The sequence below is a fragment of the Shewanella sp. Isolate13 genome (genome assembly GCF_022398325.1).
Lineage (GTDB): Bacteria > Pseudomonadota > Gammaproteobacteria > Enterobacterales > Shewanellaceae > Shewanella.
Genome location: NZ_JAKEVD010000041.1, coordinates 1 through 14,120, shown reverse-complemented (window position 1 = coordinate 14,120; position 14,120 = coordinate 1). Strand labels below are relative to the sequence as shown.

The following is a 14,120-nucleotide window of genomic DNA, read 5'->3' as shown; positions in this document are numbered from 1 at the left end:
TTACCGTGTTTGTTAGTTAATGTAATGCTTCTTAACTAAAAATCTTACGCTGATTGCGCTTTTTAATAATGCCATTACAGCACCATGCAGCAAAAAGCGTAAAGGCGATGACACCAGCCATAATCGCACTTAAACGATACCAAGGCGCTTCGGCGATGATGCGCATTTGAATATACTCGAAGCTGCTCACCCCCCAAACGAGAAAAGTGCAGGCGACAAGGCCAAGTTGTAATACTCGGGTCGCCCAGCTGGCTTTAATAAATAGCAGCAAGGGGCTTAAGGCAAAAATGATACAGGCAGCGTTTTGTCCAAAACGTAAAAAATGCGCACCGATAAGAAGATAGGCTAAACAGATAAGTAGGATTCGCCACCACATGACAGGTTACCTTAGGAAATTATTATAATGAGGCAAAGCTTACGTGAAAGCATAAGGCGTATTCTATAGACGGCTTCACAATAATGATAATTAGCCTGACGGGTAAACTTGAAAGGTCACATCAGAGCCTAACTTGGTCATTTACCCACTTAAGGAGTTTGAGTCCTATATCTTTAGCTTAGTGTTTTTCGTGAAAGCGCTTCATGGTGAGATTAGCGCCTAGTGGAGAGTCATACTTGTCTTATACTCATCGCATGTTAACTCGCTTTTGGACAGAAATTAGTTAGAGTCAAAGCTCTTAAAGTTACGACTCTTATTAGGAAAAGTATGGTATGCAGATGTACGGTAACGCCCCGATAAGCCGAAGCGAACCACAAAGCAACTGGAGTGTTTGGCTTCGGCTTGATCGGTTTGTTAGGGTCCTATAAGTCGTACTTATTCATTAACCCAAGAATTGCAAACATTGACCCAAGGGGAATTATTGCTGCAGCATCGATAGTAACTGCTGCTGGAGTCACAATAATCTTACCGACCGTCGCAATTCCATTTTCTGGAATCTCTACTTTTACATAATGATCATCTTCAAGCTTTTCAAAAGGGAAGTCTCCTTCAACAATATATCTTTGGCCTTTCAAGGAAATATTCATTTCCATGTTTCCGAATTCATTCTCATTAAAGCCAAGATTTGAAAGGACGCTTTTGTCATCTGAATTGTATGACAAAAGCCTTAGGTGACCAGTTACATTGTTATCTGAGTCAATCTTAAATTTAGTATATTTCGGCCTTAGATCGACCTTTCGACTTGCTTTTAGTACATCTTTAAATTGATCACTCGCATCAAATATATAGCTATATTCTTGACCTGTGACGATCAATATCTCTTTATCTTTGACACCGTAAAATCCTGTAACTTTCTCATCGTAACTAGGTGGCTGCCACAATCTAGATGTACAACCGGCCAGTAGAATTGCACATATCAATAATGATCGAAAAAACATCGAGACTACTCCTTGGCCCCTAACGCCCCTCTAATAAGTGAACCATGTGCTGGCGGGCGATTTGCTCAGCAAATGGCGTGACAGCCTTGGTGAATCTTGATTCAGAGGCTTGTTATGTTCCAAGTGCAGCAATACATTGCTCCCGACAAGCCCAAACCGCTTTAGCTCGCTCATCACCATACTTATCGACAATATACTGATAATGAAACGGCTCTTTAAATTCCGGCAGAGTCTCTGCTTCAACTGTCACTTCTACAAGGAAATTACTTATAGATTCCGATGCAACCACATCGCTTCTCGTTAAATCAATTCGGCGATTATCATAATGTAAATAACAGTGTGCCTCTGGAATTGAATCAAACTCACTTAAGTTCATAACAGAACCGACACCAGGCGTATTACTCTCATGCATCAGGTAAATCCCGATTTTTAGCTCAACGCCTTCAATATCCAGTTCATCCACCAATGCTTTTAGCAGCCTGTGCTTTGAGCTACATGTTCCTTTGCGTTCACTCAAGACTGCTATCAAATCTTGGTGGTTAGTCCGACCGTAAGGCAATCTCCAAATAAAATCACAGGCTTCGTGGAAAGTTGATACTCCTTTAAGCTTAAATTGCCTTGATATTGGTGAATCGGACAAATTTACATTTGGTAAATAAGAATACATAACCTTCCTTGGGTACATAACGCCGCCATATGGGGCGCGAAAATGCTTGGCTAAACTTTGCGACGAAGGAGCGCAGCCAAGCGTTTTGCGTCCCTGTCATAATGGCCTTGTTATACATCCGAATTAAAGCCCGCGCTGCCATCGCTTTGGATAGATGCCTTTAAAAGCGATATTAATAAGTTCTTGCTTATCGATATGTCCTTTTTTGAATTTTATGCCATAGAAAATGAAAGCGAATAAAGCGGAAAATGCATATAAGGAAAAGCAAAGAACTAAAAGGCACACAGTGAACAAGATCAATACTGTGGCACCATCATAGCTACGAATTGGTACATCTGACTGAATTCCAAAGCTTGAGGCTATGACAAAGAACAATGGGTATGCTACCGAAAATCCAGCCAGACAACCAACACCACCAATCTTTGCAGACTGCGAGTAAAAGTAAGGTTTTAATTTTCTTTGGCTATTGATAGCTCGAATTAGCACAACCACTTCCCTAGGATGTATAACAGCTTATTATATAGCTGCTCGATAATGTTCCGGTACAAATTCAATTTAGCAGCAACCATAACAAGACAACCGGCTGTTTTATATTGATAAAACTAAAATTTAAGACCAATTTTATTAATATCAAACCCGCAAAAGTGAGCGTCTTGATGCAAAGGTCTCTACAATCTTTTACCAATAATTGTAAATTCAATAAGTTATCAAAAAACTAGAAGTTTATCGAGCATAAATCACCCAATTTTTGCTCACTTTACTCACTAGTCATCAACGTACAATTATAACTGTATATCTATCTAGTACTTTAAAGTCAGATCTGAGTGCCCAAGACATTAGAAAATATAAGCCGCTAATGCAGTTCTCCGGTGCGAAAATTTCTCTCGCTAGCTCGTTTTGGGGCACTTCCAAGTTAGACCCAAAACCACGAGCCCTAATCAGTACGCAAATTACCTAGTGTAGATACGGCCGTGACCGTCCATGACAAGGACGTCATGGCCGAGCTTCCAAGGATGGACTCGCTGCGTGTCACGGAAGTGTCTGCACATACGCCCGGTGCAGGCGATTAGCAACCATGAAGCTACAACACAGAACTTGCCTCCATGTAGCAACACAACCGATAGAAATGTAGCTAGCCTTCATTCGAAGGCTAACCAACTTTGGGGCATTTCTGAGTTAGAAACCTAACTCTACAACCTAATTATTACTCCAATTATCAAGTGTAGATACGGCTGAAGCCGTCGAAAACATGGCCGCTCTATGACGTCCATGTCACCGCGGCATTTGTGAATCCATTCACATCAGATGTTTTCGTTGAGCCTACAGGGAGGTAGTTGCAACGATATCCATATCTAATAGCCAGTTCAGCATCCATGCTTCTTGTTCGTAGCACAAAGCTTCGCTTTACTCACCGTGCTTCAGCAGTGTCTGTACATAAGGTCGTTCATTCACATCTGACCCATAGGGATATGGGAAATGTCATTATGATGTAGGGAACATCGTTGACCCTGTGCTCACGACATTCGGACATCCTGTCCAGCACCCGCAGCAGGCGATTGATAACTGTAAATCATCAATTTAAAACTCACTGCCATATAACACCGAGCACAAATAGAAATGTAATCAGCCTTCATTCGAAGGCTAACTCACTTTGGGATCTTACAAAGCTAAGCAACGAAGTTTTACGTCTAAAACCAGAGCAAAGCCGATCATTGCTGCGCTAATGCTACACTCAACTTTTGCTTCTGTTCATCGCTCAAGTCAGCGCGTTCGATAAGTTCAAGAATATCCTCGCTGGTGGGCTTACTATGGCCTTGGATGATTAGCACGCGTGAGGCGTCACCATCGAGTCCGAGTCGTTCTAGCTCAAGTTCGGTAATTTGTTCTGTGAGTACTTCGATGTCATCGCCAAGGGACTGCATATGGATTTCAAATTTGCCCTCATTTTGTTCAAATATCACTTCGAGCTCGCGGGCCTTTTCCTCTAATGCGCGCGCCTTAGATTCAAGTTTAAATGCATGAGCCTCTATCTCGGCTTCTTTACCGCCCAGCTGTTGATGAAGCTTCTCAAGTTTAATTTTAATGGCTTGCTCAACCTTAGGGTCAAGAGGTTGCTTGGGGTTTACTGCATGACGTTGGACTCGATCGAGCATTTTTGTAACAGGCTTTTGTACATCCTGAGGCAACTCAATTATCTTCTGTTTAACGCTTTCTTTATCACTGAGCTCTTGAGGCGTAAATGACATTTCATGGGTAGTGCCATCTGTAACAATGGTGACATGGGTAATGTCATTTTCATCGGTCTTGATCTTGGTGATTAGACTGTGGTTGCTGTTGTCGATAACTTTCTCGATAAATTGGTTGTTGTCGATAACAGCGATATCGGTGGGGGCGCTATAGGCCAATTGAGACAAGCTTAAGCTGCTAGTTACAAAAGCGATGGCTAGTGGTTTGAAGTTCATAATTATTCCCTTTAATAGTATTGCTTGTGATTCATTTATCTGATGATTTCCTAACCGTGGCAACCACAAGGGCATTTCCACTATAGGGTTACCGCTAGGCGATTACGACTAGATACTGCTAAGGCTGTGCCAACTCTGTTAACCCCAGAGGGCTGCTGGTATTGGTGGTATGTTTGCCCCTCAGCCTAAAAATGAACCGTTGAAATAGTTACGGATATAGGCAGGTGACTTCCCGATATGAGGATATTGTGTTTGTTTGTGTTAGCTTGGGTCATGTGTCGTGCCGCTAACGTTGGATATTCGTGATGCTTTTCATCAGGATGACTTGCGTTTCTAGGGGTATTACGATGGCATTCATTACTGGGGCTAGGGAAGTCGGTTGGTATCAATCTTGTATGGCCATATGGGAATCGAGTGATAAAACCGCTGTCGGAACCTATAGGTAGCAACCAGTAGATAGGGAAATGAAAAGAGCAGAATATGTCGATAAAACGCTATGTGTTTATATTATTTGGTGCGCTGATCTTGATGTTGGCCATGAGTCAGCTTTTTGTGGCGCAGTATTTTAAGGCGCAGTTGCAGGCCGAACTTGAACAAAGTTCGAAAAGCTTATCAAAAAGCCTAGTGAGTGTGGTGATTGAGAATGCGGCAGAGCTGGAGCGGTTGGAGTTCTCCTTTCCAGAAACGCCAGAGCCGATAGCTGTACCTGACGCTAAAGGTCCTGAGCTGGATTGGATTGAACGCAGTGAGCTGCTGCAAGATAAGGTCGGTAGCTTAGCTGACGAAGCGGAGCAAGAATTAGCAGCTGAGCTTAGCGGTTTAAATGCTGAAATTGATCAATTGGCACTAGAGCTTGCTCATGGCGTGTCCTCAGGCGACGAATTGCAGCACAAGAGTGAGGATTTTAAGGCTAAGCAAGCGGCACTAAAACAGAAGGTACAGTCATTATTAGCCAAAGAGCGAGCCTTACAGAAGAGTAATCTTGAGAATATGGCGCTACTGCGCGAGCAAGCTGCGCGGGAGTATCAGCAGCGAGTCGAGCAGAGTTTAGCAAATATTGAGATCCATACCGATGAGTGGCTTGAAGATGGTCGAGTGCTGATTGTGGAGGGGCACAGTGGCAATGGCGAGCCCATTGAACTCAATAGTGAGCGCAGTGTGGAGCTGCCAAGCCGTGGCGCTAACCAGCTATTAGAACGCTTCAGTGAATCAGTGTTACTCGCTATCTTGCTGACCAGTGTGGTGGCTTTGTTGCTGGCGTATTGGCTGAGTCATCACGTGACCGAGCCATTATCTAAGCTTGCTTCTGGTCACCAATGCTTGGCTGAGGGGCAGTTTGGCGTACAACTTAAGGAACAGGGGGTTAAGGAGTTAAAGCAGATCTTAAAAGGATTTAATGCAATGAGTTTGGCATTGGCAGAGCTGAGCAAAAAAGAGCAGCAGATGTCGCAGCAGCAACACCTAGCGGATCTTGGCCAGATCACTCGTGGTATTGCCCACAGTTTGAGAAATCCGCTGCATACCCTAGGTCTACTCTCCGAGCAGACAACGTGCAGCGAGACATTAGCCGAGCGAGAGAAGCTCAATAGCAAGATGCAGCAAAAAATTGCCTTGATGGATAAGAGTATACAGTCGTTGCTGACGCTTTCGAGCCATGAGGTGGCCCGTGACAGAGCGATTCCGCTAAATACCATTATCCAAGATATACTGCTGGAGTTATCAATCACAGGGATTAAGCCTAAGGTGCATTTTGACTCACAATCGGCAACGCTAAGTGTTAAGGGGGCGGAGTCTGAGCTGAGGAGTATCTTGCATGCGGTGGTGATTAACGCGATCGAAGCCGACCCCAATTCCGAGGCGATCCGTATCGAGCTGGCCCAAGACGCTAATGGCAAGAAGGTGATCATTACCGACTGGGGGAAAGGGATTGATCCTATGGTTAAACAACAGATGTTTAAGCCTCATATCACCACTAAAGCGGAAGGAACCGGGATGGGGATCTATATTGCTAAGCGGTTAATCGAGAGTCATTATGATGGTGAGATCTTGTATGAAGATAACCCCCAGGGCGGCACCATAGTGACACTCATTTTTGGGCATGGTGAACAAAGCCAGCCGTATGACTCAGATTCAAAGGCAGACTCAAGCTCAAAGCTAGGCTCGAGAGCAGATCGTAATCAAACAGAGGCAAACTCATGAATAATGCTCCTTTGCAAATTTTAGTGGTTGAGGATGAGCCGGATCAACGAGAGCTTATCTGTCAAATTCTTGCATCGAATCAGTATCAGATTTTGAGTGCAGAGAGCGTGGAAGAGGCGATTGTATTAATTAAGCGAAGCCCACCAGACCTAGTCTTTTCCGATTGGAAGCTCGGGCAGTTAACCGGTATGGATCTGCTCAGTTATGTCAGGCGAGAGCACCCCGATATGGGTTTTATCATCGCGACCGCTTACGGCACTATCACCCACGCGGTCGATGCCATGCAGGCCGGGGCTGATGATTACTTGTCAAAACCCTATCAGCGTCAGTCACTATTGATGGCCATAGATAAGGTCGCAAAATCGCTTACATTAAAACAGCAAAATCGCCGTTTAACATCTGAGTTATCTCAACAACAAGAGCTGGTGGGACTCGTGGGGCGGGCGCCCTGTATGCAAAAGGTCTATGCTCGGGTGCAAAGGGTGAGCGCAACCGATGCGACCGTGCTGATTGGTGGTGAAAGTGGTACGGGTAAAGAGCTTGCCGCAAGGGCCTTGTACCAGTTATCTACTCGTCAACATAAGCCATTTGTTGCAATCAATTGCGGTGCGATTCCTGAAAGCCTAGCCGAGTCTGAACTCTTTGGGGCAGAAAAAGGGGCATTTACTGGTGCCAATACCCAGAAAATCGGCAAGCTCGAGGCAGCAGATGGCGGCACTATCTTTCTCGATGAGATCGGAGAGTTACCCCTGTTACAGCAAACAAAGTTGCTGCGTTTCTTACAGGAAGGGGTGATCTCAAGACTAGGGCAGAACGGAGAATTAAAACTCGATGTTAGGGTGATTGCCGCAACCCACCGCAACCTTAAAGAGGAAGTCGAGAAGGGCAATTTTAGAGAAGATCTATTCTATCGACTCAACGTGGTGCCAATCGATATGCCGCCACTTAGGGAGCGCAAAGAGGATATAGGGCGGCTTATCGAGCATTTCTTAAAGACTCATGGTGCTCAATATAAAGTAGAGCCTATTAAATTGAGTGCTCCAGTGATGAAGCTGTTACTGGATTACCCTTGGCCGGGGAATGTTCGTGAGCTCTCTAACCGCATCGAGCGGTTTGTGTTATTAGGGGACGAGCAGGAGCTAGTGGCCGAGTTGAGTTCAGGGCAAGTCATCAATAATTCGAATCGGTTCGTCCTACCCGAGTCCGGTTTTGAGTGGGAAGCATTTGAGAGAGATTGCTTACAACAGGCAATGTCGCGTCATGACGGCAATCGTACTCAGGCGGCAAAGCAGTTGGGCTTAAGTTACAAAGCTTTCTTGTATCGTCTAGAGAAACACCAATTAAGTTAAGTTCGAGATGTTTAATTAAAAAATGCTTGAGATAATGGTCAGCGCAACGCCAACAAAAATAATGCCAGTCACAAGGTTGATGAATGGGCTGGCCTTTTTCATCTTGAGTTGCACTCTAGGCTTAGATAGCACCACGGCGATAAAGCTAAACCAGATAAAAGACAACAAAAACAGTAGCAGAGCAGCCATGCTCTTGGTCCCGAGGCTAACGGTTGGGGTGATCAGCGTCGAAAACAGGGTGATAAAGAAGACCAAGGCTTTCGGGTTGAGCAGATTGGTATAGAGCCCTTGCAAGAATCCGCGATAACTGGTTATCCCTTTGCTGTTTGAGCTTTGTTCGAGAGTGACTGGGTCTCGCCAGTGCTGCCAGGCCGCTGTTATCGCGCCAACTCCCATCCAAGCTAAGTAGCTGGCTCCAGCGAGTTGTACGATTAAAAAGAGTTGTTCAGAGCTTTGAATGACGAGACTAACCCCAGTTAAGCTAAGCAGGGTATGGCCTAAAATGGCCACTGCGATGCCAAGCGCCGAAGCGACTGCTGCTGTGCGCGACTCTTGGGTTGCAAGGCGAACCACTAACGCAAAATCTGGGCCGGGGCTGGCGAGCGCCACCAGATGAATGATGCTAAGTGATATGAGTAATTGATATTCCATCGAGTCTCTTATTGAGTGAGTTAAAGGCCATTTTAAGGCCTGAATGATACATATTGCGAATTAACGCCTAAATTAACACGATTGTGATTAAACAGGTCGTGAATTGTCGAGCGAATTCACCCATAATATAAATCGATTTTTCTGCCAACTACCATCGGAGTGTAGAACGTGAAAGGACAGATCTTAAGAGAAATGAAGGTGCTTAATGCTATTGATCCTGGCTTTGAAGTACAAAGGCGTATTGCATTCATTAAATCAAAGCTTAAGCAGTCGAGTACATCTTCTTTAGTCTTGGGGATCAGTGGTGGCGTAGACTCTTCATTAGCGGGGCGTTTGTGTCAGCTTGCCGTTGATGAACTCAATAGTGAGTCTAACGGTAAGAACTACCAGTTTATCGCGGTTCGTCTGCCTTACGGTGTGCAAAAAGACGAAGATGAAGCCCAATTGGCTTGTCAGTTTATTCAGCCTTCAAAACTGGTCACTGTGAATGTGAAATCTGGGGTCGATGGTGTTCATGGTGAGAGCTTAGCTGCTGTTGAAGCGGCGGGTATTGAGCTGCCTGATGCCGATAAAGTCGATTTTGTGAAGGGCAATGTCAAGGCGAGAATGCGCATGGTTGCCCAGTATGAAATCGCAGGTTTAGTCGCCGGCCTTGTGGTTGGTACCGATCATAGCGCTGAAAATATTACCGGTTTTTATACCAAGTGGGGTGATGGTGCCTGCGATTTAGCGCCGCTGTTTGGCCTTAATAAACGTCAGGTTCGTCAACTTGCAGCCTTCCTCGGTGCGCCAGAGTCATTGGTCGTTAAGGCGCCGACGGCAGATCTGGAAGAGAACAAGCCGCAGCTAGAAGATGAAGTTGCCCTAGGTCTTAGCTATGATCAGATTGATGACTTCCTAGAGGGGAAAGAGGTCAGCGATTTTGTTAACGATAAGCTGATTGGGATCTATCGTGCAACTCAACATAAGCGTGAGCCAATTCCGACGATCTATGATTGATTCTCCATTCTGTTTTAAAGGCGCCGCGGCGCCTTTTTTACTAGCCCTAAACCACTTGCTTCAATAGCTGCATTCTTTACTGGTTAAGGATTAACTCAGTGGCGGGAGATTTAACGCCCCTCTTAATAGATCGATCTGCAGGTTTGGGAATTGACGGTAGTCGAGATAGGGGCAGAGGTAGATAGCTTGACTTGCATGCTTGCTAACATAGTTAGCCGTAGGGGATATTGGCGTAAAGAGGTCAGGGGTAAGATTTAAGTTCTGAGCACTTAGTTGGCCGCAAACGATATGCACGCAGGCCTTTGGATTAAGCTGGTGGCTATCAATCAAAATCGATTCATCTTGCTTGAGTAACAGCTCATCTCGATAGCCTTTCCAATTGGTATCGGTAACAGCGATTTTGGCCATGATAGTTAGGATCTTGCGCCAATGATTACCGTTAACCTGGATAAGGTTTTGTATGGCCGAGGGCGCAGTATGGCTCCAGTCAGCACTGAGTATAGGTGGGGTGGGTAGATAGAAACATATTTTTGCGTTATCTAAACCTATAATCTGGTTATTTTTATTCAATGTTTTCTCTTTAACCTCACCGTTTCGGTGTAAAAGCGTGTAAGTTAACTTAATTGCTTGTTTAGGGGAAGTCGCGACGATTATGAAAGCCATTATTATAGGGTCGACAAAACATTTAGCCTTTGCGTTGTTTTACGCCTCCTTAGGAACCTGCCTTGCGTTAATCGCGATGGCCGTTTGGTATTTGAATTCTCGCCCCGACTTATCACCATGGCATACAACTGAGTTAACCTCTGAGTATCGTGCGCACAGTGATGTGAGCAGTTTTTCAGAGTATATGCAGCTTGAAGATAAGCTGTTCGATGAGCTAGAAAACAAGATCTACCTTGACGCGGAAGCACCTCAACCGTTTGATGTTATCAATCGCTATGTTCGCGGCAGTTACTCCGATCCTGCCCACTGGTCACAAGACTGGAATAGAAGCTATGAATGGGCCAACGCCGATGCCGAGTTTGGGGTACTGCTCATTCACGGCATGTCTGACTCTCCTTATGCCATGTCACATTTCGCTAAGCACTATAAAGACCAAGCCCATGTTCTAGGATTAAGGCTACCAGGTCACGGCACCTTGCCATCGGCGTTGACCCATATCTATTGGCAAGATATGGCTGGCGCTGTGGCGCTCGCAACGGCACATATGAAGCGGGTGTTAGGTGAGAAACCCTTGTATTTAGTTGGCTTCTCTACTGGTGCGGCATTGGCGCTGAATCATGAACTCGAGCAGATTGCGTCCAACAAAGGGAGCGATTACGCAGCCATGGTGTTGATCTCACCCGCAATAGGTTTGCCTCCCGTTGCTGCAGGTGCAAAATGGCAGGCTAGGCTCGGGACGGTACTCGGTTTAGATAAGCTAAGCTGGAATAGCATTCAGGCTGAATATGATCCCTTTAAGTACGGCTCCTTCGCCGTAAATGCTGGAGATGTGGTGTATCAGCTTTCATTGCGTAATCACCAGCTTGTTCAGGGGCTGGGCTTAAAAGCGCTAGAGGCGTTACCACCTATATTGACGTTTCAGTCCCTGACCGATGATACCGTGGATACCAGTGCGGTGATAAGTTCACTATATAGCCTGTTGCCCGATGCTGGTCATGAGTTGGTGTTATTCGACATCAATCGCACTAAGGTGAATTTGAGCCTTATTTTACATGATCCCCTCGAGCCTTACCGGCAGATGATGACTAAGGGGCAGTTTAATTATGACTTTACCTTAGTTGAAAATCAGAGCTCTGAGAGCAGAGAGCTTCAAGCTAGGCGCTTAAATGATAATACGATCACATCGCTTGGATTAAGTTGGCCAAAGCAGGTTTACTCTCTGTCTCATGTTGCACTGCCTTTTCCAAGACATGATCCCCTCTATGGTCCTACTTGGGATGAGAAAAAGCCCCATATTCAGATCGGTATCGGTGCTTCTCGTGGGGAGAGAGGGGTAATAAGTGTGTCTGCCAGTGAGATGTTGCGGCAGAAGTGGAATCCTTTTCACAGCTATCTGCTTGATAAAATGGATGAGGTCATAGTCCCTTAACTTTGGCTAACTGGCTTGCCAAATATGTTGTGGATAGGGTTTTGCTTTCATACCTCATCGAGCTTATGAGTCTTCTAAAGTGGTGAAAATGAGGTGATTTCTGCCTGCACTCTTGGCTTTATACAGATTGATGTCGGCTTGCTTAACCCATTCGTCAAGTGAGGCACCGAAGCTTCCATTACCTATGACCGCACCTATGCTAGTCGTCACTTGGAATTGTACTCTATCTTTGGGTTGCTCGATGATTATCTCTTGTAGCTTGTGTCTAAAGCGTTCCAAATGCCCCTCAATTTTCAAGGCGTTACAAAGGGGCATGATCAGTAAAAACTCTTCGCCGCCGTATCTTACGATGATATCTGATTCGCGTTTAAACTCCTGGCAGAGGAGCTCGGCAACCCGTTTAAGGGTAAGGTCGCCGCCGTCATGGCCGTAAGTGTCATTAATGAACTTAAACTTATCAAGGTCCAGTAGTGCAATGGCAATCACTTCATCGCTTCTTTGGCAAAGCTCCTGAATGGCGGGGAACTGATTTTCGGCATAGCGACGATTATAAAGACCTGTGAGAGAGTCTTTTTCGGCTAATGCCTGTAATTTGTTATTTGCCCGTTCAAGCTCTAGCGTTCGCAGCGCGACCTTTTCTTCCAGTTCCAGCTGATAACCAATAAGCTGGCTTTTACTCTGCTGTAAGCGCTGAAACAGTGAGTAGATCTCTTGCGGTGACTCTGCATCTATCGCATATTCCACATGAGCGTTCTCAGGGGCCGTGCTGAACTTGCTGGCAATATTTTCTAGTGGCAAGGTAAGACGCCCACTGATGACATGTGAGATATAGATGGTGATCAATAGCGCGAGGAATAAGATTGCAAAGGTTGCTAAATACATGCCTTCAACCAGTTCGACTAGGGGACGAAACGGGTTAAGAACGAACAGCTGCCAACCATTTTCGAGTGTTATATTGGCATAGACATACTCGGGTGCCATATTGTCGCTGTGGGCGATATTAAGCGTAGGGAAGGGGGTGATGTAATTCCGACTCGGCAACGTGTAAGTAAATTCCGACAAGGGGGGGATATTGAGATTGTCGGTGGCATATATTACTCGGTGATGATTGTCTACGAGCACAATGGATTGGTTATCACTGCTGGTATTGATGTGATCGATTACCTTGAACTCTTTTAGGTCAAGCGAACCTTCGATGATCCCTATGGGCTGGTGAGGTGTATCTGATCGATAGATGGGGGCGCTAATGGCGACAATCGGATCCTGGCCAAACCCCTTACCCAAGAAAACCGGAGAAGTATAGTTTCGCTGATTAATAAAGGCCTCTACAAAGTAGTTTCTATCACGGATATTGAACGCTGGTAGGTTCTCTAGACTGGAAAGTAATGACGCAGGACTGGCGCCTATAATCGAGCCTCTTCTGTCGGCAAGCAACATGGTGATAAATCCAGGGTAGTTGCCGTGCAGCTGTGATAGCAATATCTGCTCATCTGCCGCAGAGTGTTGATTTAAGCTGAGCCATGCGGCCGCGTTTTTAATCGCTTGGCGGTGATAGTTTAGGTAAGCCTGAGTCGATAGCCCTAAATGGTCGGCAGAGTTTTCAATATTGTGGTAGAGCAAAGCTTGTTGGCGCTCGATAAATTGATTGTTAAACAGCAATGCGGCCAAAAGTAGGGCAACGGTAATCACTAGGGTAAAAGTATAGGTGAGCTGGGCATTGAATGTACGTCTGCGTTGGTCTTTTAGCTTGCTTTTAAAGTGCCAAAACGAGGGGGTTAAAATAATCAGTAGTGAACCAATACAGGCGTAGACGAGTCCATTGATCCCTTGCTTGAGGATCACGAAAGCAATATGGCTACTGGGTAGATCGGTAAAGAGAAAGATATACAGGTAAAACAGTGGCATTCCGACGAATAGCCAAAAACCAAAGCTGGCGTATAGAGCGTAGATGTCTCTTCGCCTTGCAAAACCAAGAAAGAGAGCCTCAACGCCAAATAGAAAATACACATGGGGGCTATCCCAAACGATCATTAGCCCGGTAACGGTAATGGCTGCGGTGTAAAGTGCATACCAAGGGCCAAGCAATATCGCGGCAACAACATAAGATATGTTGCCGAGGATCAGCTGAATGTTAGCGAACAGATGGATGGGATAGAGGTTGATGACTAATCCAATGAACCCTAACACAGAGGCTAACACGAGTTTATTTTTTTCTATTTTCCCCAATAAATTTCACCTTTGTTTCGGGAGGAAGTTATTATCTTTCTGTCTCCACACTAACTGGTTACAATTTATTAACTTTTTATGAGGATAGCAACTGATAATAG

At 45.3% G+C, this 14,120-nt stretch carries 12 protein-coding genes; 4 read left to right on the top strand and 8 right to left on the bottom strand.

The genetic code is table 11. From position 1 onward, the window contains the following. Window positions 1–31 precede the first annotated feature (31 nt). The 5 genes from L1D44_RS18910 to L1D44_RS18890 all read right to left on the bottom strand — a co-directional run bounded on the left by L1D44_RS18910 (window position 32) and on the right by L1D44_RS18890 (window position 4,503). Window positions 32–376 (bottom strand): hypothetical protein, encoded by a 345-nt coding sequence (locus L1D44_RS18910; protein WP_239892847.1) that lies wholly within the window; start codon window positions 374–376, stop codon window positions 32–34. Between the two features lie 422 nt (window positions 377–798). Further along, window positions 799–1,374 (bottom strand): hypothetical protein, encoded by a 576-nt coding sequence (locus L1D44_RS18905; RefSeq protein WP_239892846.1) that lies wholly within the window; start codon window positions 1,372–1,374, stop codon window positions 799–801. 112 nt (window positions 1,375–1,486) lie between these two features. Continuing rightward, the gene (locus L1D44_RS18900) at window positions 1,487–2,041 is read right to left on the bottom strand and encodes a hypothetical protein (protein ID WP_239892845.1); all 555 of its coding nucleotides are present in this window, start codon (window positions 2,039–2,041) and stop codon (window positions 1,487–1,489) included. 123 nt (window positions 2,042–2,164) lie between these two features. Next, a complete protein-coding gene (locus L1D44_RS18895; RefSeq protein ID WP_239892844.1) occupies window positions 2,165–2,527 on the bottom strand; it encodes a hypothetical protein in 363 nt (120 codons plus the stop codon). 1,223 nt (window positions 2,528–3,750) lie between these two features. Further along, window positions 3,751–4,503 carry a hypothetical protein gene (locus L1D44_RS18890; RefSeq protein ID WP_239892843.1) on the bottom strand — a complete coding sequence of 251 codons (753 nt, stop codon included), beginning with the start codon at window positions 4,501–4,503 and terminating at the stop codon, window positions 3,751–3,753. Window positions 4,504–4,983: 480 nt separating this feature from the next. On the opposite strand from L1D44_RS18890, the gene L1D44_RS18885 reads away from it, so the two are divergent. Continuing rightward, complete coding sequence (locus tag L1D44_RS18885; protein WP_239892842.1) at window positions 4,984–6,702, top strand: HAMP domain-containing sensor histidine kinase; 1,719 nt, start codon at window positions 4,984–4,986, stop codon at window positions 6,700–6,702. After that, a complete protein-coding gene (locus tag L1D44_RS18880; protein ID WP_239892841.1) occupies window positions 6,699–8,051 on the top strand; it encodes a sigma-54 dependent transcriptional regulator in 1,353 nt (450 codons plus the stop codon). The genes L1D44_RS18885 and L1D44_RS18880 overlap by 4 nt, the downstream gene beginning before the upstream one ends. A gap of 15 nt (window positions 8,052–8,066) precedes the next feature. On the opposite strand, the gene L1D44_RS18875 is transcribed toward L1D44_RS18880, so the two are convergent. Next, a complete protein-coding gene (locus tag L1D44_RS18875; protein WP_239892840.1) occupies window positions 8,067–8,702 on the bottom strand; it encodes a LysE family transporter in 636 nt (211 codons plus the stop codon). A gap of 168 nt (window positions 8,703–8,870) precedes the next feature. Here L1D44_RS18875 and nadE point away from each other — a divergent pair, with 168 nt between their 5' ends. Further along, entirely contained in the window at window positions 8,871–9,701 is an 831-nt protein-coding gene (gene nadE, locus L1D44_RS18870) for an ammonia-dependent NAD(+) synthetase (protein WP_239892839.1), read from the top strand. Window positions 9,702–9,791: 90 nt separating this feature from the next. On the opposite strand, the gene L1D44_RS18865 is transcribed toward nadE, so the two are convergent. Further along, complete coding sequence (locus L1D44_RS18865; RefSeq protein WP_239892838.1) at window positions 9,792–10,271, bottom strand: hypothetical protein; 480 nt, start codon at window positions 10,269–10,271, stop codon at window positions 9,792–9,794. 82 nt (window positions 10,272–10,353) lie between these two features. On the opposite strand from L1D44_RS18865, the gene L1D44_RS18860 reads away from it, so the two are divergent. After that, complete coding sequence (locus tag L1D44_RS18860; RefSeq protein ID WP_239892837.1) at window positions 10,354–11,793, top strand: alpha/beta fold hydrolase; 1,440 nt, start codon at window positions 10,354–10,356, stop codon at window positions 11,791–11,793. A gap of 63 nt (window positions 11,794–11,856) precedes the next feature. On the opposite strand, the gene L1D44_RS18855 is transcribed toward L1D44_RS18860, so the two are convergent. Then, window positions 11,857–14,019 (bottom strand): diguanylate cyclase, encoded by a 2,163-nt coding sequence (locus tag L1D44_RS18855; RefSeq protein ID WP_239892836.1) that lies wholly within the window; start codon window positions 14,017–14,019, stop codon window positions 11,857–11,859. Window positions 14,020–14,120 lie beyond the last annotated feature (101 nt).

What these genes read in the sequence shown, in the direction of transcription:
- L1D44_RS18910 (WP_239892847.1), bottom strand. Translation starts at nt 376, where the DNA reads ATGTGGTGGCGAATCCTACTTATCTGTTTAGCCTATCTTCTTATCGGT.
- L1D44_RS18905 (WP_239892846.1), bottom strand. Translation starts at nt 1,374, where the DNA reads ATGTTTTTTCGATCATTATTGATATGTGCAATTCTACTGGCCGGTTGT.
- L1D44_RS18900 (WP_239892845.1), bottom strand. Translation starts at nt 2,041, where the DNA reads ATGTATTCTTATTTACCAAATGTAAATTTGTCCGATTCACCAATATCA.
- L1D44_RS18890 (WP_239892843.1), bottom strand. Translation starts at nt 4,503, where the DNA reads ATGAACTTCAAACCACTAGCCATCGCTTTTGTAACTAGCAGCTTAAGC.
- L1D44_RS18885 (WP_239892842.1), top strand. Translation starts at nt 4,984, where the DNA reads ATGTCGATAAAACGCTATGTGTTTATATTATTTGGTGCGCTGATCTTG.
- L1D44_RS18880 (WP_239892841.1), top strand. Translation starts at nt 6,699, where the DNA reads ATGAATAATGCTCCTTTGCAAATTTTAGTGGTTGAGGATGAGCCGGAT.
- L1D44_RS18875 (WP_239892840.1), bottom strand. Translation starts at nt 8,702, where the DNA reads ATGGAATATCAATTACTCATATCACTTAGCATCATTCATCTGGTGGCG.
- L1D44_RS18860 (WP_239892837.1), top strand. Translation starts at nt 10,354, where the DNA reads ATGAAAGCCATTATTATAGGGTCGACAAAACATTTAGCCTTTGCGTTG.